The following is a 25158-nucleotide window of genomic DNA, read 5'->3' on the forward strand; positions in this document are numbered from 1 at the left end:
GCATCTTCGTGCTGGTACATGCCCGGAGATGCCATGCCCCTCGCGCCAGATCTGTCCCCAAAACCCATTACGGTGTTCACGGTAAATACGCACAAGGGTTTTACAAGCTTCAACAGACGATTCATGCTCCACGAATTGCGCGAAGCGCTGCACAACGCTGCGCCGGACTTCGTATTTCTACAAGAGGTGCAGGGAGAACACCAGGATCATGCCAGGCGGCATCCGTCCGCCTGGCCGGAATTGTCTCAGTATGAGTTCCTGGCCGACACGCTCTGGACGGATTACGCCTACGGCCGCAACGCGGTCTACCCCGCGGGGCATCACGGCAATGCCTTTCTTTCCCGCTACCCCATCGAACACTACGAGAACCATGATGTCAGTGTGGGCAGCCATGAAAGCCGTGGTCTGCTGCATTGCGTGGTAAGGGTGCCCCACTGCGCCGAACCGGTCCATGCCATTTGCGTGCACTTGGGATTGCTCGAACGCCACCGGGAACGACAGCTCGCGGATCTGTGCCGGCTGGTCGCGTCGAAGGTGCCGAAGGCCTCCCCCCTGGTGATTGCCGGGGATTTCAACGATTGGCTTCTGCGCGCCGATCACGGATTACGAGATTGCGACGTGCGTGAGATTCATACCTCGCGGCTCGGGCGGCCTGCGCGCACATTCCCAGCCCGTTGGCCGTTGCTTCGGCTGGACAGGATCTATGTGCGCAATGTGCGGGATTGGCGCCCGTTGCCGCTGGCGTCCCGGGTGTGGGCAAAGCTATCGGACCATGTTCCCATCTCAGCGGAGATCCTCTTATGAAAACGATCGACCCGGGATGGCAGCCCGGCAATCGATATCGGTTGCTTGAGAATGGCGAAGCCTATTTTCCCGCCGTGTTCAATGCCATCGCGGCAGCAAGGCGCGAGGTATTGGTCGAGACATTCATCTTGTTCGACGACCAAGTGGGCCGCGAGCTGCAACAGGCGCTTATTGCCGCCGCCGGCCGCGGTGTCAGCGTCGATCTGCTGGTCGACGGCTATGGCTCGGACGAATTGACGGATGAATTCATCTCGACACTGACGAACAGCGGGGTACGTTTCCACGTATTCGACCCCCGGCCTCGCCTTTTGGGTGTCCGCACCAACGTCTTCCGCCGCATGCATCGAAAAATCGTGGCGGTGGACGAGCAGCTCGCCTTCGTTGGCGGCATCAACTTTTCGGCCGACCATCTGCCCGATTACGGGCCCGATGCCAAGCAGGACTATGCATTGAGCGTGAACGGCCCCTTGGCCGCCGTCATCGCGGAGTATGCCCGCGCGGCGTTGTCCCGTGGCGGCAAGCGCATCCGCCACAGAATGCGGTGGAACGCGATGCCCAAGGAGGACGGCGGCGGGCGCCTGGTCGTCCGCGACAACTATGGCCACACGACGGATATCGAGCGGTATTATCGCGCCGGGGTACGGTCGGCCGCGCGAGATGTGCTGATCGCCAACGCCTACTTCTTTCCCGGCTACCGCCTCCTGCGCGACCTGACCAACGCCGCCCGCAAGGGTGTCCGTGTCCGTCTGCTCCTGCAAGGAGAACCCGACATGCTGGTCGCCAGGCTCGCCGCAAGCATGCTTTACGACTATCTGATCGACGCCGGCGTGGAAATTTTCGAGTACTGCAAGCGGCCGCTACACGGAAAGGTCGCCTGCGTGGACGACGACTGGTCGACCGTCGGCTCCAGCAATCTGGACCCGTTGAGTCTGGCGTTGAACCTGGAAGCCAATGTCGTGGCGCGCGACGCCGGATTGAATGCTGCGTTGCGCGCAAGTCTGGAACGGCTGATTTCGGAGGACTGCAAAGCCGTTCCCATGAGCCCCAAGCCGACGCGCCGCCTGCGCCGGTTATGGCTGGGCGTCGTGGTGTTCCACTTCCTGCGACGCTTTCCTGCGTGGGCGGGCGCCCTCCCCGCCCATAAGCCGCGCCTGCACACCATCAAACCCACCTCACCTGGTGAAGGCGAGGCGGCATGAGGATCTTCCGCTCTTCCTTGATGCGGGCCGCGCGCCATCGGTGGCCCCGCATCAAAAGAATTCTGCCGTGGCTCGTGCTGGCCATCGTGGCGGCGCTGATCGTGTATTTCGGCCGCTCGGTGGACTGGCCACAGGTCTGGCAGGCCATGCGCCGCATCCCTGCAAGCGCCATCCTGCTTGCGGCGGCGATGGCGGCTGCGGGTTACACCGCCTACGGCGCCTTGGACTTGCTGGGCAAGCGATACACCCGGCATGGGGTCGCCTGGACCAAAGTGATGGGCATCGCCCTCGTCAGCTACGCCTTGAACCTGAACCTGGGTGTTCTTGTCGGCGGGTTGGGCGCCCGGCTGCGCCTGTACGCGCGGCTTGGCTGCCGGAAATCCGTGGCGACCCGCGTGGCTCTGTTCTCCGCCGTATCCAACTGGGTCGGTTATGGGTGGGTGGCTGGGGCGGTCTTCGCCAGCGGCGCTGTCCCGGTGCCCGCCGACTGGGATATTGGACGAGGCGTCTTGCGGCTGCTAGGCGTCGCGATGCTGGCCTTGGCCTTCGCCTATGTATGGATGTGTGCCCGGGCCAAGCGGCGCTCGGCCACCTTGATGGGGCACCGTGTGGCACTGCCCGGCACGCGCCTGGCGATCCAGCAGTGCGTGACCGCCGCGGCATCCTGGCTGATCATGGGCGGCATCATGTATGTACTGTTGCAGGGCAAGGCGCCGTTCCTGGCGGTGTTGGGCATCTTGCTCTGCACCAGCTTCGCGGCCTTGATTACCCGAGTACCGGGGGGCTTGGGCACGACGGAAGCGATCTTCGTGGCCGCGCTCTCGCCGAGCCTGCCTGCCGCCGAGGTGCTGGGCGCCGCCCTGGCCTATCGCGCGGTGTATGCACTGGGGCCTCTCTGCCTGGCGGTGGTGGCTTTCACGCTCTTTGAAGCGCGCACGGCGCTTTCGCGGCGCAGGGCTCCTGCGCCAACCACGCAAGCGCCCCCGTCCCCATGAAAAAAGGGACCGGTGAACCCGGTCCCCTTGCCTGCGTCGGCGCAGCTTACCAATACGGATCCTGGTTGTAGTACTTATACAGATCACGAGTCCAGGTTTCGTCTGCCACGCTCGGCCAATCGTCCTTGTCAAAGCCGGGAGCGTTCTTCAGCACTTCTTTGTCGACATTGAGGACGAAACATTTGCGGTCGGTATCCAATGTCAAGGCTGCCCACGGTATCGCGAACAGCTTATCGCCCATGCCTAGAATGCCTCCGCGAGACAAAACGGCATAAGCGACACGGCCGCGAGGCACATCGATCATGATGTCCTTGATGGAACCCAGTTCCTCGCCGCCCGCGTTATAGACATCATTACCCTCCAGCGTGTCTGCCGCCATGATCTGCGGGCCGGGGCCGGCAGCCTTGTCCTTGCCGCTTCCAACAATATTGGTTTGGTTTTCCATTGTCTATCTCCCATGCCGGGTCGGTGCCCGACGTTAAAAAAACAACTTGATTCGCGATGCGCCCGCCTTAGCGCCGCCAGTGGTCCGACATCAGGCATACACCAGCCAGAATGCCAACAACGGCCGCGCCGGCGATGCTCTTCCAGGCGTTCTCATGCACGTAGCCATCGGTCGCCGCCGATACTTGGCGAGCCCGCCCGGCGGCTTGGCGACGCCAGCTTCGGGCCTGCTCGCGCGCAACGTCCAATTGCTGCTTGAGCCGGTCGCGCGCCGCCTCGATCTCCGACCCGCTGTAGCTGGCCGTACTGCGCAGCAATCCTTCAGTACCCGAGATAAGGTCGCGCATCGTGCCGCGCGTTTCTTCCTCTGACCGGAATAGGTCCCGCAGTCTTCGGTGTGTACTCATGACGCCTCCTTGAACAATTGACATCCTCCGCATGCGCCGGGCGCATCTGGACTTGTTCCTTAGCAAGTCGCGTGCCGCCGGATGCCCTGCGACGTTGCCGGTCCAATCCGCGTTGGCCGCGGCGGGCAGACGCTCAACTGGCCCACCACTGCTTGATGGTGGCGCGCAGCGCCGCGCCGCCGGTGGCCAACCCCTCGCCGCGCAACGCCGTCATGTAGGCGCCAAACTGCTTCAGGGAAATGTGGGGCGGCATCGGAGGCATCTCGGGGTCGGTCACCATTTCCAAGACCACAGGACGCTCGGCGCCCAAGGCCCTGTCCCACGCTGGGCCCACCTCATCTGGCGCGGTGACGCGGATGCCTTCCAATCCCAGCATCCGGCCGTAATCGGCGTAGGAGAATGGCGGCAACCACTGCGAATCTCCGAACCTGGGATCCGCGCCCATGACACGTTGCTCCCAGGTCACCAGATTGAGGTCGCCATTGTTCAGCACCATCACCACAAGCGTGGGATTGGCCCAATCCTTCCATCGATGCGCAATGGTGATGAGCTCGTTGATCCCGATCATCTGCATCGCGCCATCGCCCGCCAGGGCAATAACCGGCCGTTCTGGATACGCCAGCTTGGCCGCCACGGCGTACGGCACGCTGCAACCCATGCTGGCCAGCCCGCCCGACACCGAACCCATCATTCCGTCGCGCAAGTCAATATCGCGCGCATACCAGTTTGCTGCCGTGCCGGAGTCACAAGTGACGATGCTGCCCGGCGGCAATCGGCGGGACAATTCCACGAACGGGCGTTGTGGATTCACAGGGTCGGCCTCGACCATGGCGCGGGCGGCAATGGTGTCCCGCCAACGCGCCACCTGCCTTTCCAGGCGCTCTCTCCACCGGTTTGACGTCTTGGGGTGCAAGCGCGGCAGCAGTGCCTCCAGCGTCAGTCTGGCGTCGCCCACCAAGCCCACCTCGACGGGGTAGCGCAGGTTCAAATTGCGCCCGTCCAGATCGATTTGCACCGCCCTTGCCTGCCCCTCCTTGGGCAGAAATTCCGCATAGGGAAATGACGTTCCGACCATGAGCAGCGTGTCGCACTCGTTCATCATTTCCCAGCTGGGCTGCGTGCCCAGCAAGCCGATGGCGCCGGTCACGTAGGGCAGCTCGTCAGGCAGGACGGCCTTGCCCAGCAGCGCCTTGGCCACGCCGGCTCCCAGCCGTTCGGCCGTGGCCCGCACTTCATTGCCCGCGGCGAGCGCGCCGGCTCCCACAAGCATGGCCACGCGCTCGCCGCGGTTAAGGATATCGGCCGCATTGTCCAGCGCGGCATCCGCGGGAACGGCGGCGTGGGACGTCAGCCCTATACCGGTATGGACGGTCCCATGTTCACGCGGAGGAGCCTCCACGGCCTCCAGGTCCTGGACGTCGTTCGGGAAGATCAGGCACGTGACGCTGCGGCGTTCCATGGCGATACGCATGGCCCGGTCCACCATGTGGCGTGCCTGCAAAGGCGACGTCACCATATGCACGAAATCGTGCGCCACGTCCTTGAACAGACTGACCAGATCCACTTCCTGCTGGTAATCCCCACCCAGTGCGCTGCGGGCCTGCTGGCCCACGATGGCCACCACGGGCTGATGATCCAATTTGGCGTCGTACAGACCGTTGAGCAGGTGAATCGCGCCGGGGCCCGATGTCGCCAGGCACACGCCGACCTGGCCCGTGAACTTCGCATGGGCGCAGGCCATGAACGCCGCAGCCTCCTCATGGCGCGCCTGCACGAATTCCAATGCCTTGTTCCGGCCAAAAGCGCCGATCAGGCCATTGATCCCGTCGCCGGGATACCCGAATACACGTTGCACGCCCCACTGGTCCAATCGGCCAAGAACGAAATCAGATACGGTTTTCAAGTGCGCCTCCTGGGATGTCATCGGCTGGATCGCAATCCGCCGCAACCGCCATGCCCAGGGCGACGCGGCCAGGCCGTGCGGGGTTCCACATCAATCCGTGCCCAAAATTACAAACACCTGCAACAAAGACGCGCCCCCATTTTTTTCGTTGGGGATGCTCGCGTGGCCGGCCGTCAGGCACGCGCCTTGCGCATAAGACCACCTTACGGAAGCGAGTCTTTTTCCGCGCCTTCCGATCCTTTCCCCGGGAGGTAGCATGTCGACGACGACATTACTGATAGTGGCAGCCGAAGCGTTCCCTTTGGCAAAGACAGGCGGGCTGGGCGATGCAGTGACCGGCATGGCGCGCGCGCTGGCCGAGCGCGGCGTGCAGGCCACGATCCTCTTGCCGGCCTATCGCGGCGTGGCGGGCCGCTTGCATGGCGTGCGCGAGGTGGCGCGGCTGGAAGACCTGCCGGGCGGTGACGCGCGCCTGCTGGCCGGCACATGCCCAAAATCGGAGTTGCCGTTCCTCCTGCTGGAAAACGACTTCCTGTACGACCGCGCCGGCCTTTATGTTGACGAAGACGGCCAGGAACACGCCGACAACGGTCTACGCTATGCGGCGTTGTCCCATGCGGCGGTACGCATTGCCCGTGGACTGCCCGGCGTGGCGCGTCCCGACATCCTGCATGCCCATGATTGGCATGCCGCGCTAGCGCCCATGCTGTTGCGCCAGGCCGGCATTGATGACGTGAAAAGCGTCCTGACGATCCACAATCTGGCATTCCAGGGGCAATTTCCCCTGCACGAAGCGGCGGCGCTTGGCATCCCGCCGGCGTGCTGCGGCGAGCACTCGGCCGTCGCTTGGGGCCGGTTGAACTTCATGAAGGCAGGCATTCGCCATGCCGACCGCGTGACGACGGTCAGCTATTCATACTCGCGTGAAATCCTGACGCCAGCATTTGGTTGCGGCTTGGAAGACGTGCTGCGCGAACGTGCCGCCGATCTCGTCGCCATCCCCAATGGCATCGACATGCAGCTATGGGACCCCTCCCGGGATGCCCAGTTGGGCCCCCTGCGCTACCACTCGGGCGACTTGGCCAACAAGCGCCTCTGCAAGACAGCGCTTCAACGCGAATTCGGCCTGCGCCAGGAGCCCATGGCGACGCTGGTCGTGTTGGGCAGCCGCCTGACGGAGCAGAAAATGGCCGATGTTGCCGCCGCTGCGCTGCCCGGCGCACTGGAAGCGCATCCCGAGCTTCAAGTCGCCATTCTGGGCCAGGGCGACCGCCGCCTGGAACGCGCGCTGGAAAGTCTGTCCAAGCGCTATCCGCAACGCTGTGCCACCCGCATCGGCTATGACGAGGCAACCGCTCACCGACTTCACGCCGGCGGCGACATCCTGCTTCATGGCAGCCGTTTCGAGCCGTTCGGTTTGACGCCTCTGTATGCGATGCGCTATGGGACCGTGCCCATCGGTTCCCGTGTGGGCGGCATGGCCGATACCATCGAAGATCCGGGCATAGGCGCCCCGCTCACCGCCATGGCTTTCGCCAACGGCCTGCTGTTCGACGGCGACGGCGTTGAAGCAATGAGCGGCGCGCTGTCACGGGCGCTGCACCTGCGCCAGCACCCGACGATTTGGCGGGCCATGCAGCGCAATGCCATGACCAGTGATTTCAGTTGGCGGCGTGCGGTCGCGCCGTACCAGGACTTGCTTGAGTCCCTGGCTGAGCGCACCGGTGCCAACGCAACCTTGCCCGTGGAACCCGAGGGCCTGCGCGATGCCCGTCGATCAACCCGCCGCCGTAGCGGCTCCCTGCCGATGCCGGTCTAAGGCCTACACCCATGGCGCCGGACATGACGACCCCATCCCCGTCCCCGTCGGCCCCGTTGCGCATCTTTCACGCACCGGCAGGCTTGCGCGAAGGCGCACCCGGATCGGCCGACGCCGCGGCCGCGGATGCGTGGCTCGCCCATATCCGGGATGCCGGGTTCAATGTGCTGCTGGTGCCGGCGCCTTGGCTCCGACCCGCGGACAGTCCTTCGCTGGCGCCCCTTGATGCGGACCTGAGCGCCGCGGGTACGCAGACCGAACCCATTGTGGGCCGCCTTGCCCGAGCCGCCCGCGCGGCGTCCACGCACGGACTGGCGCTGATGGTACGGATCACGCTGGATCGCGTCGCTGCGCGAGCCGCCGAAACAACGGCGCCGCCAGGCTGGTACCGCTCCCGCTCCGAGCACCCTGAACGGGACCCCCGCCTCCCGGTGAGCGACTGGCATGTGATGACATTGGGCACGGAGATTCCGCCAGGGTTTATCGACGCCTGGGCTGACCGTCTTGCCGGATGGGCAAACTGCGGCGTGGCCGGTTTTCTGTTCGATGCGCCGCAGAGTCTTCCGGGCGACGCCTGGAGCCAGTTGAATGCGCGCCTGCGCCACGGCCATCAGAACATATGCTCTCTGGCATGGACGCCAGGCCTCGGTTCGGAGCAATTGGACGCCTTGCGCGACGCGGCGTTCGACGGCGTCTTTTCCTCCCTGCCCTGGTGGGATTACAAATCTGCCTGGCTAGGCGATGAGATCGCTCGCCTGCGCATGCTTGGGCCGGTGCTCTGCGCTGTCAGGGGTTTGGACGGCAACCTCCCTGCTTACCCGCCAGACCGTCGCCGCGCATGGGCAGCGGCGCTTTGCGGCGACGGTTGGATGACGGCGGGCGGAGACGTCGGCGATCTTGCCGAGGCGCGCGGCATCAACCTCTGGATGGACCGCAATGCGCTTGCCGGACTGCCTCGCATCATGGGAGGCAGGGATGGACGGGCCACCTTGTTGGTGCGCGATGCGGCCGACAACAAGGCTGCGATCCTGGCGCTGAACCCCACTGATATGGACAACGCCGCGATCGATTGGGACATGGCCACCTCCGGCCTTGCGCCGGGGCAAATACAGCTGGCCGAGGACGGCGACGAAGATCGTGGGTCAATAGACGAAGTACCACCGGCGGGCCTGGCCCTCCTGGCGCTCACGCCAACGGCGCCGGTGCGAAGCCCGCGACGAGAATCAAGCCCGGGCGTCCAGGGCGGCGCAGGCCCGCGCATTGCCATCGAATGCGTTGCACCAGCGGTCGACGGCGGCCGACACCCCGTCAAGTGCACGACCCACGAACGTGTCCTCGTCCAGGCCGACCTGCTGATGGATGGCCACGACCGGATAGCGGGCGAACTGCGTTGGCGTCCGACAGATGAGAGCGATTGGCGGCATGTCGTCCTTGAGCCGGGTCCCAACGACCGTTGGTCGGCCAGTTTCCGCCCTGACCGCATCGGCCCGCACGAATTTACCGTGGCCGCATGGATCGACGCTTGGCAGACCTTCCGGCACGACCTCGAAGTCAAGCATCGCGCTGGCCTGGGAGTCCGGCTTGAGACCCAGGAAGGACTGGCGCTGCTGCGCGCGGCCGGTGCCCTCCCCCTGCGCGGGACACGAACGCCCACCGGCAGCCATGCTTGCGCCACGGTCGAGCAGGCGTTGAACGCTCTGGCCGGCCTTGCGGACGGCGGCGAGCCGTCGGATGCGCACCTTCAGCTGCTGTTGGGCACGGATCTGGCGCGGGCCATGCACGAACTGGACAGCCGGCCGTTCGAAACTGCCAGCCTGGCCTACCCGTTATGGGTCGATCGCCCACAAGGAGCCTGCGGTGCCTGGTACGAACTGTTCCCCCGTTCCCAGGCGCGGGAAGCCGGGCGGCACGGCACGTTCGACGACGTCATCGCGCGCTTGCCCGACATTCAGGAGATGGGCTTTGACGTGCTCTACCTGCCTCCCATCCATCCCATCGGACAGCGCAACCGGAAAGGACGTAACAATAGCTTGGTGGCTAGCCCCGATGATGTCGGTAGCCCCTATGCCATCGGTGCTTCCGACGGGGGACACGATGCGATCGAGCCCAAGCTGGGGTCGCTGCCCGATTTCTTGCGTCTGGTCACGGCCGCCAGCGACCATGGCATGGAAATCGCGCTGGATTTCGCCATCCAGTGCTCACCGGACCACCCCTGGCTGAAGACGCACCCGGACTGGTTTTCCTGGCGGCCCGATGGATCCCTGCGCCATGCGGAGAATCCGCCCAAGAAATACGAAGACATCGTCAACGTATCGTTCTATGGGGCATCCGCGGGCCGGCCGCGCAAGCTGCCGCTTTGGCGCGCGCTGCGCGATGTGGTGCTGTTCTGGGTGAACCACGGCGTGCGCATCTTCCGGGTGGACAACCCGCACACCAAGCCCCTGCCGTTCTGGCGGTGGCTGATCGCCGAAGTGCACGCGCACCATCCTGACGTCATATTTCTATCCGAAGCCTTCACCCGGCCCAAGATGATGTACCGCTTGGCCAAGGTCGGCTTCACGCAGTCCTACACCTACTTCACCTGGCGCAACGAGAAAGCCGAGCTGGGCGCTTATCTGGAAGAGATTTCCCGGCCGCCCGCCGCCGACTTCTTCCGCCCGCACTTCTTCGTCAATACGCCGGACATCAACCCGTTGTTCCTCCAGACGTCCGGACGCCCTGGTTTTCTGATCCGCGCCGCGCTGGCCGCCATGGGTTCCGGCCTGTGGGGCATGTACAGCGGTTTCGAATTGTGCGAATCGGCGCCGGTGCCGGGGAAAGAGGAATACCTGGATTCCGAGAAATACGAACTGCGGCCGCGCGATTGGCGCCAGCCAGGCAACATCCGAGCCGAGATCGCCCGCCTGAACCAGATCCGCCGCGCTAACCCGGCCTTGCAGACACATCGAGGCTTGACGATGGCGGGCACCGGCAACGACCACGTGCTGGCCTTCGTCAAGTCCACGCCCGGACTGGGCAACGTCGTACTAGCGGCCATCAGCCTTGACCCGTTCCACCCACACTCGACGCACGTCGATGTCCCTTTCGGACTATTCGGCGCGGACCTTCCCGGCCAGCTCGTAGCAGAAGACTTGTTGACGGATGGCCGCGAGGAATGGCGCAACCGGCAGCAGGCCGTGACGTTGTCTCCCGATAACCCCTACCGCATCTGGCGGCTTTCCCTAAGCGGTTGATGCCGCCCGGAGCCCGACACCATGATCAGTGAAACCCATGCCTCCAAGGACGACGAGCTCTGGTACAAGGACGCCGTCATCTACCAGTTGCATGTGAAGTCGTTCTTCGACTCCAACGACGACGGCGTGGGGGACGTGGCCGGCCTTGTCTCCAAGCTGGATTACATCGCCAGCCTGGGCGTCAATACCATCTGGCTGCTGCCCTTCTACCCGTCGCCGCGGCGCGACGATGGGTACGACATCGCAGACTATCGCGGCGTGCACGCGGATTACGGCACCGTGGCCGACGTGCGCAAATTGATTCGCGAGGCGCATGCCCGTGGGCTGCGGGTCATCACGGAGTTGGTCGTGAACCACACCTCCGACCAACATCGCTGGTTCAAGCGCGCTCGCGCAGCCCGGCCCGGTTCGGCGGCGCGCAATTTCTATGTGTGGTCCGACAACGACAAGGCCTATGCCGGCACCCGCATCATCTTCTGCGACACGGAAAAGTCGAACTGGACCTGGGACCCCGTGGCCAATGCCTACTTCTGGCATCGCTTCTACTCGCATCAACCGGACCTCAACTACGACAATCCCCAGGTGCTCAAGGAAGTGCTGTCCGTCATGCGCTATTGGCTGGACATGGGCGTGGACGGGCTTCGGCTTGACGCCGTTCCCTACCTGGTCGAGCGGGAAGGCACCAATAACGAAAATCTTCCTGAAACGCATCAGGTGCTCAAACAGATACGGGCGGTGATCGACGCGGAGTACCCGGACAGGCTCCTGCTGGCCGAGGCCAATCAATGGCCAGAGGATGCGCAGGAGTATTTCGGCAGCGGTGACGAATGCCATATGTCCTTCCACTTCCCGCTGATGCCGCGCATGTACATGGCGATCGCGCAGGAAGACCGATTCCCGATCACGGACATCATCCGCCAGACGCCGGATATCCCGCCGACCTGCCAGTGGGCCATCTTCCTGCGCAACCATGATGAACTGACGCTGGAAATGGTGACCAGCCGCGAGCGCGATTACCTGTGGAGCGTCTACGCCGCCGATCCCCGGGCGCGCATCAACCTGGGCATCCGCCGACGGCTGGCGCCCTTGCTTGAACGGGACAGACGCCGGGTGGAACTCATGAACAGCCTGCTGCTGTCCATGCCCGGCACGCCGGTCCTGTACTACGGCGACGAGCTGGGCATGGGCGATAACGTGCACCTGGGCGACCGCGACGGCGTCCGCACGCCGATGCAATGGTCGCCCGACCGCAACGGAGGATTCTCGCGCGCGGACCCCGAGCGCCTGCCGCTGCCCGTGCTGATGGGGCCGCTCTATGGCTACGAGGCCGTCAACGTCGAAGCGCAGCAGCGCGATCCGCACTCCCTTCTGAACTGGACACGGCGCATGCTGGCGCAGCGGCGCCAATCGCGCGCGTTCGGGCGCGGGACGTTGCGCTTCATCCCGGCGGGAAATCGCAAGATCCTGGCGTACCTGCGCCAATGGAACGACACCACCATCCTCTGCGTGGCCAACCTTTCCAACGCGGCGCAACCGGTAGAACTACAGTTGCAGGAATTCAACGGGCGCGTACCCGTGGAAATGCTGGGCGGAACCCCTTTTCCCGCCATCGGCGACCTGCCCTACTTGTTGACGTTGCCGCCGTACGGCTTTTATTGGATGGACCTGAGCGCCGACGCCGCGCCGCCCGGATGGCATGCGAGCAGCCCCGTCCAGATGCCCGAACTGATCACGCTGGTCATGAGGGCGCGGGGTGGCGCAACCTTGACGGATGCCTCGCGCACCGCGCTTGAAAGCGAAGTCCTGCCCGAATACCTGGCCCGTCAGCGGTGGTTCCCGGGGTCGGCCGCGCCTGCCCGCGCCAAGCTTGCGTATGCCACCCCGCTAGGCGGCCCCGGAGGCGAAAACTATTGGGCCGAGGTCGAAGTCGAGGTCGGCGGTGATGGCGGTGAAAAGCCAGCCCCGCTGCGCGTCCAGGCGCCCTTCACGCTGATATGGGACGAGGCCGCTCAGGCGCAATACCCCATCGCCCGGGTACGCCGCGGCCCGGAAGTGGGCATTCTGGCTGACGCATTCCTGCAACCTGGTTTCGTGCACGGGGTGACCGATGCCTTGCGCGCGGGCGACGATCTGGATGGCAGGGATAGCGGAAAGCCGGGCGACAAACCCGGAATCATCCGCTATCTGCCCGAACCTGAACTGGCGTCCTTGGACTTCGGCAGCGAGCCGTCGCTGCAATGGATCAGCGGGGAACAATCCAACAGCTCGGTGATCGTGGGCGGTCAGGCCATTCTTAAATTGCTTCGCCAAGTGCGGGCCGGCGCCTCACCCGAAGTCGAGATCACGCGCCACCTGACGCGCACGGGCTACGCCAATACTCCTGCCTTGCTGGGCGAGGTGCTACGTGTGGATGCCGACGGGGTCCCCCATACGCTGGCCGTAATGCACGCCTTCGTCGCCAATGAAGGCGACGCCTGGACCTGGACGCTGGATTATTTGAAACGCACCCTGGGTGCCGCGCTGCTCGGCGGCGAGACGCCCGACCAGTTCGAAGCCAGCCTGGAGGGCTACTCGGTCATGGCCTCCACTATCGGCCAGCGGCTTGCGGAACTGCACAATGCGCTGGCCCTGCCTTCCGACGACCCGGCGTTTGCCCCTCGCGCAGCCACCGAGGAAGACGCCGCCACGCATGCTGGCATCGTCATTGCCCAGCTTGACGGGGCGGCCGCGGATCTGCGGGCGGCACTGGAAACGCTGGAAGCGCCTTCGCGCGCCTGCGCGCAGTGGCTATTCGAACACCAAGAGCAACTGAAGCAGCATGTGGCTGCCATGGCGCAGGCGCTGCCCGGCACGCCGTTGATGCGCGTGCATGGGGACTTCCATCTGGGCCAGGTGTTGGTGGCGCAGACGGACGCTTATCTGATCGATTTCGAAGGTGAGCCTATCCAACCGCTGGAGGCCCGCCGCCGTCTGAACACGCCGTACAAGGATGTCGCAGGAATGTTGCGTTCGTTCGACTACGCCGCGGCGTCGGTGGCGTGTTCCGATCCGCTGGGCGGTGCGCCCCTGGACGCCAATGCAAGCCCCGCCGACACGGCGCCCGCGCCCGGCGTGTCGCTGGAATTGCGAGACGCCTTGCTCGTCCGATTCGGCACACGCGCGGCCGACGCCTTTCTACAGGGCTATCGGGACGCCAGCTCATCCGCGCTCACGTTGGCGGCCGCCCGCGAAGACACGTTGCTCAAGCTCGCCCAACTGGAAAAGGCCGCCTACGAAGTCAGCTACGAAGCGGCGCACCGTCCCGACTGGCTATCCATTCCGCTGTGCGCGTTGGCCGGGCTTGCGCGTGCGCTACTGCAAGACGCGGCGATAAACGCCGAGGAGCAATCGCGATGACCCGTGCAACCGGCAACTCCGAGCGCACGCGCGCCTCAACCGCCGGGCAGATCAAGCCGGCAGCGCTGGCCGACCTGGCCGCGGGCCTGCATGGCGACCCGTTTTCCCTTCTGGGGCCCCACGAAGGCTGGGTGCGTGTGCTCGTCCCGGGAGCAAGCGCCGTGGCGGTCGTTGGCAGTGACGGCACGCGCACGCCGTTGCCCGACCTCGGCCTGGGCCTGTATTCGGGCGAGGCGCCTGACGCGCGCCCCGGCACGCCACGCTCCTACCGCTTGGCAATCCAGTGGCCCGGCATGGAACAGATCACCGCGGATCCTTATGCGTTCAGCCCGCTGCTTCCCGACGAAGCGCTACGCGCGTTGTCCGCTGGCGACTGGCGGGCGGCGCGGCATTGGCTCGGCGCCACACTGGACGAGGTGGATGGCGTGCGGGGCTTGCGCTGCGCGGTATGGGCGCCCAACGCCCGTCGCGTTGCCGTCGTGGGCGATTTCAATAGCTGGGACGGCAGGCGTCATGGGATGCGTCTGCGGCATGCGGCGGGCGTGTGGGAAATATTCATCCCTGACGTCACCGCCGGAGCCCGCTACAAATTCGCGGTCACCGGCGCAACGGGCCAGACCGTGTTGAAGGCAGACCCCATGGCTCGGCGCGCGGAAACTCCCCCTGCCACGGCATCGATCGTGGATGACCCCACCCCTTACCCCTGGACCGACGACGAATGGACACAATCCCGCAGCGCGCGGCAAGCGCCCGACGCGCCGATTTCAATATACGAAGTCCACGCCGGATCCTGGCTCGCGCCCGATGGCGCCCAGTGCGTCTGGGACCAACTGGCCGACAAGCTGCCCGCCTACGCGCGCGCCATGGGGTTCTCGCATGTCGAACTCATGCCCGTCATGGAATATCCGTTCGGCGGTTCCTGGGGCTACCAGCCGCTGGGCCTGTTCGCGCCCAGCGCTCGCTTTGGTCCCCCCGCCGCCTTCGCCCGCTTCGTCGACCATTGCCACGCCGCGGGCGTCGGCGTGATCCTTGATTGGGTCCCCGCGCATTTTCCAGATGACCCCCATGGCCTGGCGCGATTCGATGGCACCGCGCTATACGAGTACGACGATCCGCGGGAAGGCTACCACCCCGATTGGCACTCGCTCGTCTACAACCTGGGCCGCACCGAGGTCAAGGCATTCATGATCGCCAGCGCCATGCACTGGGTGGACCAGTTCCATATCGACGGCCTGCGTGTGGACGCCGTGGCGTCGATGCTATATCGCGACTACAGCCGCAAGCCGGGCGAATGGATACCGAATCGCCATGGCGGGCGCGAAAACCTGGAAGCGGTGGCTTTCCTGCGGGAACTGAATTCCACGCTGCGAGAAACCGCGCCTGGGGTCATTGCCGTGGCCGAGGAATCCACGGCGTGGCCGGGCGTCACATCGCCGGTCGAACAGGACGGCCTGGGCTTTCATTACAAATGGAACATGGGCTGGATGCACGACACGCTGCGCTATATGGGCGAAGATCCCGTGCACCGCAAATTCCACCACCATGACATCACTTTCTCCATGGTGTATGCCTATTCCGAACGCTTCTTGTTGCCGCTCTCGCACGACGAAGTGGTGCATGGCAAGGGGTCGCTGTTGAACAAGATGCCGGGCGACCGTGCGTCCAAATTGGCGAACTTGCGTGCGTACCTGGCTTTCATGTGGGCCCATCCAGGCAAGAAACTGCTGTTCATGGGAGGCGAGATCGCCCAGCCCTCCGAGTGGGACCACGACACGCCGCTGGACTGGAACCTGCTCGACGACCCGGCACATCAGGGCGTGCAGCGCCTGGTGGCCGATCTGAACCGGCTGTATCGCGAATCGCCAGCGCTGCATGAAAGGGATGCCGACCCCGCGGGTTTCTCGTGGGCCGTCGTCGACGACGCCGACAACAGCGTAGTCGCCTTCCTGCGCGCGGGCACGGCCTCGTTGATGCTGGCCGTCAGCAACTTCACGCCGGTGCCCCGGCGCGCTTATCGCATCGGCGTGCCGCTTGCGGGCCGCTGGTCCGAAACCCTGAACACCGATGCGGGCTGCTACGGAGGCTCCGGCCAGGGCAACCTGGGCACGGCGCATACCGTGGGTGTAGCCGTCCATGGCCATTCGCAGGCGCTTTCCTTGACGCTGCCACCGCTTTCCACCCTGTTCTTCACGCATGAGGGCTGAACCCATGGATCCGTCCCAACTGACGCGACTCACCGCTGGCCAACCCTATCCGCTTGGCGCCGTCAGCGATGGCCTAGGCGTCAACTTCGCCGTATTTTCGGCCAATGCCACCCGGATGGAACTGTGCCTGTTCGACGCCCGCGGCCGGAAGGAACTGCGCCGGTTCGACCTGCCCGAATGCACCGACGAAATCTGGCACGGGTATCTGCCCGACGCGCAACCTGGCCTAATCTATGGCTACCGTGCCCACGGCCCCTACGATCCTAGAAACGGACACCGCTTCAATCCGCACAAACTGCTGCTGGATCCCTATGCCCGTCAACTGACCGGTCCCCCAAGCTGGAGCGACGCGCTATTCGGCTACCGCCTGAATCACGCCCGTGCGGATCTGGCCATGGACCGCCGGGATAGCGCCCCGGCCATGTCCAAGGCCATCGTCGCGGAAGATGCGCCCTTCAATTGGGGCAACAGCAAACCGCCCAATACGCCCTGGACGGACACCACCATATACGAAGTGCATCTGCGTGGCGTATCCATGCAGCGCGAAGACCTGCGCCAGCCTCTGCGCGGCACCTGCGCCGCCTTGGCCGACCCCCGATTCATCGAGCACCTGCATCGCCTGGGCGTGACCGCCGTGGAATTACTGCCGGTCCACGCATTCCTGCAAGATCGCTTCCTGATCGAACGGGGCCTGCGCAACTACTGGGGCTACAACACGCTTTCGTTTTTCGCGCCAGAACCCGCCTATCTTCAACGCGGGCCAAACGACCTGCGCCAGGCCGTGCGGCGCTTGCACGCGGCGGGGCTCGAAGTCATTCTCGACGTGGTCTACAACCACACCTGCGAAGGCAGCGAACTGGGTCCGACGCTCTCGTGGCGCGGCCTGGACAACGCCAGCTATTACCGGCTTGTGCCGGGCGACGAGCGCCACTACATCAACGACACCGGTTGCGGCAATACCGTCAATTTGTCTCATCCGCGTGTTCTGCAAATGGTGATGGATTCCTTGCGGTATTGGGCTCAGTCTTATGCCATTGATGGATTCCGTTTCGATCTGGGCGTCACGCTGGGGCGCGAAGGCACGGGCTTCGACCCCGGGTCGGGATTCTTCGATGCGCTGCTCCAGGATCCCGAACTCGCCCGCCTGAAGCTGATTTCCGAGCCATGGGACGTTGGCCCCGACGGTTACCAGCTAGGCAACCATCCCCCTGGCCTGGCGGAATGGAACGATCGATACCGCGACGCCGCGCGACGCTATTGGCGCGGCGACGAAGGCGTGCGCGGCGACATGGCAGCTTGCCTGTGCGGATCCAGGGATATCTTCGACCGCCGCCACAGGCGCCCCTGGGCCAGCATCAACTTTGTCGCCTCGCACGACGGCTTCACCACGCAAGACGTCGTCAGCTACGACGCCAGCCAGAATCTCGCCAATGGCGAAGACGGCAATGACGGCCATGGTGAAAACTACAGCCACAACTGGGGCGCGGAAGGGCCAACCCAAGACGAGGCGGTGCTGCTCAAGCGCGCGCGGGTGCAGCGGGCGTTGCTGGCGACGCTCTTCCTGTCGGACGGCACGCCCATGATGCTGGCCGGGGACGAGTTCGGCAACACGCAGGATGGCAACAACAATGCCTATTGCCAGGATGGCCCCCTTTCCTGGTTGGACTGGACCCAGGCCCAAAGCGACGCCGGGCGCGCGCTCAGTCACTTCGTGGCGCGCGCGGTAGCGTTGCGGCGCGCGCACCCCAGCCTGCATGCGGCGCGGTTTGGCGACGCCGCGCAGGAAATATGTCCGGGCGTCAGTGCGATCTCCTGGTTTGATGCCAGTGGCGGCCCGATCGATCAGGCGGGATGGGACAACCCCCAGGGTCGCGCCATGCTGTTGCGCAGGGCAGCCCTGCGCGAGGACGGCACCGCGGACGTGACGCTGCTGCTGCTGAACCCCGAGATGCAAGCCGCCACGTTTCGATTGCCGGGGCCCGCGCAACCCTGGATCCGCGAGCTGGACTCCGCAACGCTTGCCCCCGCAGCCCCCTACTCCGACGACGAAATCACGGTGGAAGGCCAAAGCCTGGTCTTGCTGACGGCCGCGTGCGTGCCGGGAGGGCCAAAATGAGCGCCTGGCCCGAACCCTTTTCGTTTGGCGCGCTGCCGCTGCCCGATGGCCGCACGCGCTTTCGCCTATGGGCGCCATCCGCACCGCCGGGCCTGGCCTTGTTGATCGATGGGCAGGCGCCCATACCCCTGTCACCAGACGCCGAGGGCTACGTCCAAGCCGATGTTGCTTGCGCGCCAGGCACGCGATACCGATACCGTCTGGACGAAGGCCTGGCGGTTCCCGATCCCGCCTCGCGCCTGCAAGACGGCGACGTCCACGGCGCCAGTATTGTCACCGGCGCCGATGCCTATCCCTGGCGCCACCCCTCCTGGCCCGGACGGCCTTGGGAAGAAGCGGTGATCTATGAAGTCCACGTGGGGCTCGCCGGCGGCTACGCGGGGCTGGAATCCCGGCTTCCTGATCTGGCGGCCCTGGGCATCACGGTCATTGAATTGATGCCGATCGCGCAATTCCCTGGGCCGCGCAACTGGGGCTATGACGGCGTCCTGCCCTACGCGCCGGACACCGCCTACGGCAGTCCGCAGGAACTCAAGCGCCTGATCGATACCGCGCACGGGCTGAGCATGAGCGTGATGCTGGATGTCGTCTATAACCATTTCGGCCCTGATGGCAACTACCTGCCGAGCTATGCGGCGCCATTCTTCCGCCACGACATCCCGACCCCATGGGGCGCCGCCATCGACTTCAGGCAGCCCGCCGTGCGCCGCTTTTTTCAAGAAAACGCGCTGTACTGGCTCACGGAATACCGTTTCGACGGCCTGCGCCTTGATGCCGTGCATGCCATCCCCGACCATGACTGGCTGGTGGAGCTGGCGACGTTCGTACGGGGCCAGATACCGGCGCCGCGCCGAATCCACCTGGTGCTGGAGAACGACGATAATCGCGCTTCCCTGCTGGACGCCGGCTATGACGCGCAATGGAACGATGATGCCCATCACGTGTTGCATCATCTCTTGACGGGCGAGGCCAGCGGCTACTACGCCGACTACGCCGCTCGGCCAGGCGGCAACCTGGCCCGCTGCCTGGCCGAGGGGTGGCTGTTCCAGGGGCAGCCCTCCGAATACCGCCATGGCCTCCCGCGGGGTGAACCGAGCGCGCATCTGGCGCCGACGTCATTCGTGCTGTTTTTGCAGAACCACGATCAGATCGGAAATCGCATGCGCGGCGACCGCCTGACCGATCTGGCGGCAACGCGCGAACGCCTGCGCGCCGCCGTCGCACTGCAATTGCTGGCCCCTCAGATACCGTTGATATTCATGGGGGAAGAACACGGCAGCCAGACACCTTTTCTTTACTTCACAAGCCATGCCGACCCCGAGTTGGCGGCAGCGGTGCGTGAGGGACGACGCAAGGAATTCGCCTCGTTTCCGGAGTTTGGCGGCAGCGATCCGAATATCCCCGATCCAAATTCAGAGGCCACCTACGCGGCGAGCAACCCCTGGCTTAAAGCCCGCGGCGCCGATGGCGGCGAATGGCTGGCGTGGTATGGCAGGCTGTTGCGCTTGCGGCACCACGCCATTTCGCCAAGGCTTGCTGGCACGAGAAGCCTGGGAGCGTGCTCGTTGGGCACGCATGGCGTGCATGCGCAATGGCGTCTGGGCGATGGCGCCTTGCTGACCCTATACGCCAATATGGGCGCCGCGACGCAACCCTTACCCTCCGCGCTGAAACCGCGCGAAACCCACCGGGCGGCCATGCTGTTCCAATCCGGGGACGAGGCATTTTCCGAAGCTTGCGGGGGAAATCTGCACCGCGACAGCATCATCTGGCTATTGGAAGAACGCTCATGACCCGTTCCAGCCAACACGAACTGTCCGCGCTGGCCGCCACCGCCGGTCTTGCCGAACATTGGACGGGCGCCGACAACAGGCCCCGCCAAGTGTCGCCCGATACGCTGCGCGCGCTCCTGCGCGGCATGGATCTTTGCGCCGACAGTGCCGAGGATATCCGGGACAGCAGACAGCGGCTGATGCCCGCATCCGGCCTGGGAAGATTACCGGCCATGCTCGTTGCCACTGCGGGCGAGTCGGTGGACTTGCCCGCCAGCTGTGCGGGACACTATGAAATCCTGACCTCTGACGGCAAACGTGCTGCGGGACACACGACGGCCGGCGCCGATGGCGCAGCGCAGCTGAGGGCGCCCGACACACCGGGCTACTACACGCTGTCCACCCGCAGCGGCACGGCGAGCCTTGCGGTCGCGCCGCGCCGGGCCCCCACTTTGGACGACCTGGTGCAGACCCCCAATACCCGCATCTGGGGGCTGACCGCACAGGTGCACAGCTTGCGCAGATCGTCGGGCGACTTGCGCCATGCGACCCACGGTTTTGGCGATCTGGCCGCCGTGCGTGAATTGGCCGAGGCCGCGGCTGCGGCGGGTGCCGACGCACTGGCAATCAGCCCTATTCATGCCCTGTTCGCGGCGGACCCGGGGCAATGCAGTCCATATTCTCCATCCAGCCGCCTGTTCATGAATACCCTGTATGCCGATCCCGCCACGGTCCTGGGCGAAGACGCCATGCGCCAAGCCCTGGGCGGACTGGATAGCGCGCAGCTGCGGGCGCTGGACGCCCAACCCCTGATCGACTGGCCCGCCTCGGGCGCGTTGCGCCAACGTCTGCTCCGTGGCCTGCATGCATGGTTCACAGAGCACGCCACGTCCGAGCAGCGCCAACACTACCGCGCCTACTGCGCAACGGCGGGACAAGATCTGCAAGACCACGCGCTGTTTGAAGCGCTGCATCTGGCGCAGACCCGCCAGCGAGGCATGCCTGCGCCTTGGACCGAGTGGCCTGGCGCCCTGCGCGATCCGCAGTCTGCCGGCGCCGTCAGGTACGCCCAGGAGCATCCAGAGGAATTGGATGCGCACATGTTCAACCAGTGGCTGGCATCGGCCAGCCTGTCACAGGCTCACCGGGCCGCACGCAATGCCGGCATGCGGATTGGGTTGATTGCCGACCTGGCCATCGGGGGCAGCGCATTGGGCAGCCATGCCTGGAGCCGTCAAGCCGATCTGGTGAAGTCGGCCGGCGTCGGCGCTCCGCCGGACCTGCACAATCCCCAGGGTCAATGTTGGAACTTGACCGCCCTCTCTCCCGCCACGCTGCTCTCGTCCGGTTTCTCTGCCTTCCTGGCCATGTTGCGCGCCAATCTGTCGAACGTCGGCGGATTGCGCATCGACCACGTGCTGGGCATGGCCAGGCTGTGGCTGATTCCCGATGGAGCGGCGCCTGAGGATGGGGCCTATCTTAGCTATCCATTGCGCAGCCTGCTGAAACTAACCGCACTGGAGGCGTGGCTGCATCGCGCGCTTATCGTCGGCGAAAACCTCGGCACCGTGCCCGAGGGATTCGATCCTCAGCTGTTCGAACATGGCTTGCTGGGCATGGACGTGCTGTGGTTCATGCGCAAAGCAGTCGGCGCTGCGGCCATGGAGACAAACACAACGGCCGCCTTTGTCGCTCCCAGCGACTGGCCGCCGCAGGCCGTTGCCATGACGACCACTCACGACCTGCCGACGTTGACGGGCTGGTGGCACGCGCAAGACATTGCTTGGCGTTCGCGTCTATCCCTGCTGGGCGCCGACGAAGACGAATCCTTGCTCCGGCGGGCCCGCAACGCAGACCGCTCGGCCTTGTGGCAAGCCGTGCAGGCGCAGAGCCGCGCCATGTCGCATCGAATAATGCCCAGACAAGCCCCCATTCCTGAATTGCTCGGCTTTGTGGCAGCGGCGCCTTGCCCGCTGATGCTGGTGCCGCTGGAGGACGTGACGGCACAACTCGACCAGCCGAACCTGCCGGGCACCATGCACTCCCACCCCAATTGGCGCCAGCGGCTTTCCCTGCCTGCGACGCAATGTGTCGACGCCCCTGACAGCATGGCCAGACTGCAACCCGTACGGTCGCAACGAGGCAAGCCATGAGCGCGCCGCGAGCCACAGTCAGATTGCAATTGCATGCGGGTTTCACCTTCGAGGACGCTTGCGCGCAATTGCCCTACTACGCCGCGCTGGGTATCAGCCATTTGTACCTGTCGCCCATCACGCAGGCCCGAGACGGATCGAGCCACGGCTACGACGTCATCGATCACGGCACCGTCAGCGCCTCGCTGGGCGGCGAAGCCGCGCTAGCCCATCTGGCGCACCAAGCACGCAGCCTGGGCATGGGGCTGATCGCTGACATCGTACCCAACCATATGGCCGCGCATCCCTCCAATGCCTGGTGGGCGGACGTGCTTCGTCATGGCCGCAATAGCCCGCACGCGCGCTGCTTCGATATCGACTGGTGCCCGCCCGAGCGCGCGACGCACGGAAAAATCCTATTGCCCATACTCGCCGAGCCCTATGGCGTCAGTCTGGACGCCGGGGATGTGACGCTGGCCCATGATGCGGGCACAAATGAATATTCGATCGCCGCCGGCGGTATCCGGCTGCCTGTCGCGTCTGACTTCAGCCCTGGCGAGGCCGCGCCAGCCGCCGTGCTTGCCGGGCATGACCCCGCGTCAACCTCCGGAAAGGCCTGCCTGCATGCTTTGCTGGAACGGCAGCACTATCGTTTGGCCTGGTGGCGCACCGGACCAGAGCAGATCAACTGGCGCCGTTTTTTTGAAATCAATGAACTCGTCGGTGTACGGGTTGAGGATGACGCCGTTTTCGACGCCGTGCACGCGCTGGCCATGCGCCTGTACCGCACGGGCATCCTGGACGGCCTGCGCATCGATCATGTCGACGGACTGGCATCCCCCGGCCGCTATCTTCGCAGGCTGCGCTCCCTTCTTCTCGCTGCGGGGGGTGAGCGCGAACGGGCAGGCCTGCCCCCCAGTCCCTATCTGGTCGTCGAAAAAATACTGGCCCATGGTGAAACCCTGGATTCCCGCTGGCCCGCCGACGGCACCACCGGCTACGACTTCATGGACCAAGCCAGCGCGCTGCTGCATGACCCAGCAGCACAGCCCGCCTTGGAAGCGCTCTGGCGCGACATAAGTGGCGATGCTCGCGACGCTGCTACGCAACTGCGCGCCACGCGCACCCGGATACTGACGCGCCATTTTCCTGCGGAGCTCCGGTCCCTGTTGCAGGCGTTGGCCCGGCTGGCCGAGCTTGACCCTCGCACGCGCGATTGGACCCACGCCATGACCCACCGCGTTCTGTCCGCGCTACTGGCCGCTTTTCCCGTCTATCGCACCTATGCCGAAGACGGCGGAAGGAGCGAAGCCGACCAGGCCTCATTTCAAATCGCCACCCGCCTTGCACTATCCGCGCTAGGCGGACGGGCGGACGGCGCAGAGGGCCGGTTGCTATCCCAACTTGATCAATGGCTTGATGGCGCGCATTCGGTTGCGACGCACGGCGGCGGGCAGGAGCAAGCCGTGGAGGTGGAGGACGCGGGAGCGCATGCGCTGCGCCGCTTCCAGCAACTGACTCCGCCGTTGGCCGCCAAGTCGCTGGAAGACACGCTTTTCTATCGCTACGCGCCCCTGCTCTCGCGCAACGAAGTGGGTTCAAGCGCTGAGCGGTTCGCGCTATCGCGCTCGGACTTTTATTCGCTGGCCATGGACCGGGCCAAAACCCACCCGCAGGCGATGCTGGCCACGGCCACTCATGACCACAAGCGCGGCGAAGACGTCCGCGCCCGCCTGGCCGTGCTGACGGAAGCCCCGGAGAAATGGGCAAGCGCCGCGCTGGCTTGGATGCCCCGCTTAGCCCCGGCGGACCTGCCGGCCTACACCGACCGCTATATGCTCTTGCAGAGCCTTGTCGGCGCTTGGCCTCTTGAGCTTCGCACCGAACGCTTGGACCAAGATGCAACGGCGGCCGGCGCCTTTCTAGACCGGATTGGCGCCTGGCAGCAAAAAGCGCTGCGGGAAGCGAAATTGCATACCAGCTGGATAGCGCCGAATCTCCCCTATGAACGGGCGGCGCGGCATTGCGTGGAGGCGCTTTCCAACACAAGCACCGGCCGGACGCTCCTGCACGAAATCGGAGAATTCGCGCAGCGCGTCGCACCCGCAGGCTTGATCAACAGCCTGACGCAGACGCTGCTTCGCAACACGCTGCCAGGCGTGCCAGACCTGTATCAAGGCACGGAGCTTTGGGATTTCAGCCTGGTCGACCCCGATAACCGGCAGCCAGTGGACTACCCGGCTCGCACGGCGCTGCTTGCTTCCCACGACGTCCGCAACGCCATGGACATGAGCGCTGCGGCCTGGCGCAGCGGAGCCATCAAACAGTCCGTCATTCAACGCGCCCTGATCTTGCGAGCCCGTCATCCTGGCCTGTTCAACGGCGCGCATTACCGTCAGGTCGCCGTGCATGGCCCGCGCGCCGAAAACGTGATTGCATACTTGACCAGCGAGGGCGACAAACATCTATTGATCGTTGCGCCTCGATTGTGTGCGTTGGATCTGGTTGCGTACACCCAAGGCCAGGCAGGCAGTGCCCGCGACTATTGGGACGGCACCTATCTGGAACTACCACTGTCGGGCAACGGCCCTGCCTTCCAGGACGTGCTGTCGGGTCGCAGCCTGCCCCTGTTTCCTGCAACCCGCTTGCCGGTAGCGGCGCTACTGCGCGCCTGTCCGATTGCGTTGTGCGCGGCCGGGGACATGACGCTCCAATAGCCGCTAGGGCGACGGCG

14 protein-coding genes are annotated in these 25158 nt (G+C 64.9%); 11 read left to right on the forward strand and 3 right to left on the reverse strand.

All coding sequences use genetic code 11. The features are described from left to right. Positions 1-51: 51 nt before the first annotated feature. The 3 genes from HV753_RS03155 to HV753_RS03165 are packed head-to-tail and all read left to right on the forward strand — an operon-like array spanning position 52 to position 2998. On the forward strand, positions 52-804 hold the full coding sequence (locus HV753_RS03155) for an endonuclease/exonuclease/phosphatase family protein (protein WP_175173656.1): 753 nt from the start codon (positions 52-54) through the stop codon (positions 802-804). Continuing rightward, positions 801-2003: a cardiolipin synthase ClsB gene (clsB, locus tag HV753_RS03160; protein WP_425485873.1), complete on the forward strand. Its 1203-nt coding sequence runs from the start codon at positions 801-803 to the stop codon at positions 2001-2003. Before HV753_RS03155 ends, clsB begins: the two co-directional genes overlap by 4 nt. Further along, positions 2000-2998: a lysylphosphatidylglycerol synthase domain-containing protein gene (locus HV753_RS03165; RefSeq protein WP_175172956.1), complete on the forward strand. Its 999-nt coding sequence runs from the start codon at positions 2000-2002 to the stop codon at positions 2996-2998. The genes clsB and HV753_RS03165 overlap by 4 nt, the downstream gene beginning before the upstream one ends. Positions 2999-3044: 46 nt before the next feature. Here the strand turns inward: HV753_RS03165 and HV753_RS03170 are convergent, their stop codons facing one another. The 3 genes from HV753_RS03170 to HV753_RS03180 all read right to left on the reverse strand — a co-directional run bounded on the left by HV753_RS03170 (position 3045) and on the right by HV753_RS03180 (position 5752). Beyond that, entirely contained in the window at positions 3045-3443 is a 399-nt protein-coding gene (locus tag HV753_RS03170) for a PRC-barrel domain-containing protein (protein ID WP_175172957.1), read from the reverse strand. A gap of 67 nt (positions 3444-3510) precedes the next feature. After that, on the reverse strand, positions 3511-3849 hold the full coding sequence (locus tag HV753_RS03175) for an ElaB/YgaM/YqjD family protein (RefSeq protein ID WP_175172958.1): 339 nt from the start codon (positions 3847-3849) through the stop codon (positions 3511-3513). A gap of 133 nt (positions 3850-3982) precedes the next feature. After that, the gene (locus tag HV753_RS03180) at positions 3983-5752 is read right to left on the reverse strand and encodes a thiamine pyrophosphate-requiring protein (RefSeq protein ID WP_175172959.1); all 1770 of its coding nucleotides are present in this window, start codon (positions 5750-5752) and stop codon (positions 3983-3985) included. A gap of 256 nt (positions 5753-6008) precedes the next feature. Between HV753_RS03180 and glgA the strand changes: the two genes are divergently transcribed. Genes glgA through treY form a run of 8 tightly spaced genes read left to right on the forward strand, consistent with a single transcriptional unit; the run spans position 6009 to position 25141 of the window. Continuing rightward, positions 6009-7571 (forward strand): glycogen synthase GlgA, encoded by a 1563-nt coding sequence (gene glgA, locus HV753_RS03185; protein WP_175172960.1) that lies wholly within the window; start codon positions 6009-6011, stop codon positions 7569-7571. 23 nt (positions 7572-7594) lie between these two features. Next, entirely contained in the window at positions 7595-10804 is a 3210-nt protein-coding gene (locus HV753_RS03190; RefSeq protein WP_175172961.1) for an alpha-1,4-glucan--maltose-1-phosphate maltosyltransferase, read from the forward strand. Positions 10805-10825: 21 nt separating this feature from the next. After that, complete coding sequence (treS, locus tag HV753_RS03195) at positions 10826-14200, forward strand: maltose alpha-D-glucosyltransferase (protein WP_175172962.1); 3375 nt, start codon at positions 10826-10828, stop codon at positions 14198-14200. After that, a complete protein-coding gene (glgB, locus tag HV753_RS03200) occupies positions 14197-16404 on the forward strand; it encodes a 1,4-alpha-glucan branching protein GlgB (RefSeq protein ID WP_175172963.1) in 2208 nt (735 codons plus the stop codon). The genes treS and glgB overlap by 4 nt, the downstream gene beginning before the upstream one ends. A gap of 4 nt (positions 16405-16408) precedes the next feature. Continuing rightward, entirely contained in the window at positions 16409-18520 is a 2112-nt protein-coding gene (gene glgX / locus HV753_RS03205) for a glycogen debranching protein GlgX (protein ID WP_175172964.1), read from the forward strand. Then, positions 18517-20313, forward strand: a complete 1797-nt coding sequence (gene treZ, locus HV753_RS03210) for a malto-oligosyltrehalose trehalohydrolase (RefSeq protein WP_175172965.1) — start codon at positions 18517-18519, stop codon at positions 20311-20313. The genes glgX and treZ overlap by 4 nt, the downstream gene beginning before the upstream one ends. Then, positions 20310-22445: a 4-alpha-glucanotransferase gene (gene malQ / locus HV753_RS03215; protein ID WP_175172966.1), complete on the forward strand. Its 2136-nt coding sequence runs from the start codon at positions 20310-20312 to the stop codon at positions 22443-22445. Before treZ ends, malQ begins: the two co-directional genes overlap by 4 nt. Next, on the forward strand, positions 22442-25141 hold the full coding sequence (treY, locus tag HV753_RS03220) for a malto-oligosyltrehalose synthase (RefSeq protein ID WP_175172967.1): 2700 nt from the start codon (positions 22442-22444) through the stop codon (positions 25139-25141). Before malQ ends, treY begins: the two co-directional genes overlap by 4 nt. Positions 25142-25158 lie beyond the last annotated feature (17 nt).

The sequence above is a fragment of the Achromobacter pestifer genome (assembly GCF_902859625.1).
GTDB classification, from domain to species: domain Bacteria; phylum Pseudomonadota; class Gammaproteobacteria; order Burkholderiales; family Burkholderiaceae_B; genus Achromobacter; species Achromobacter pestifer.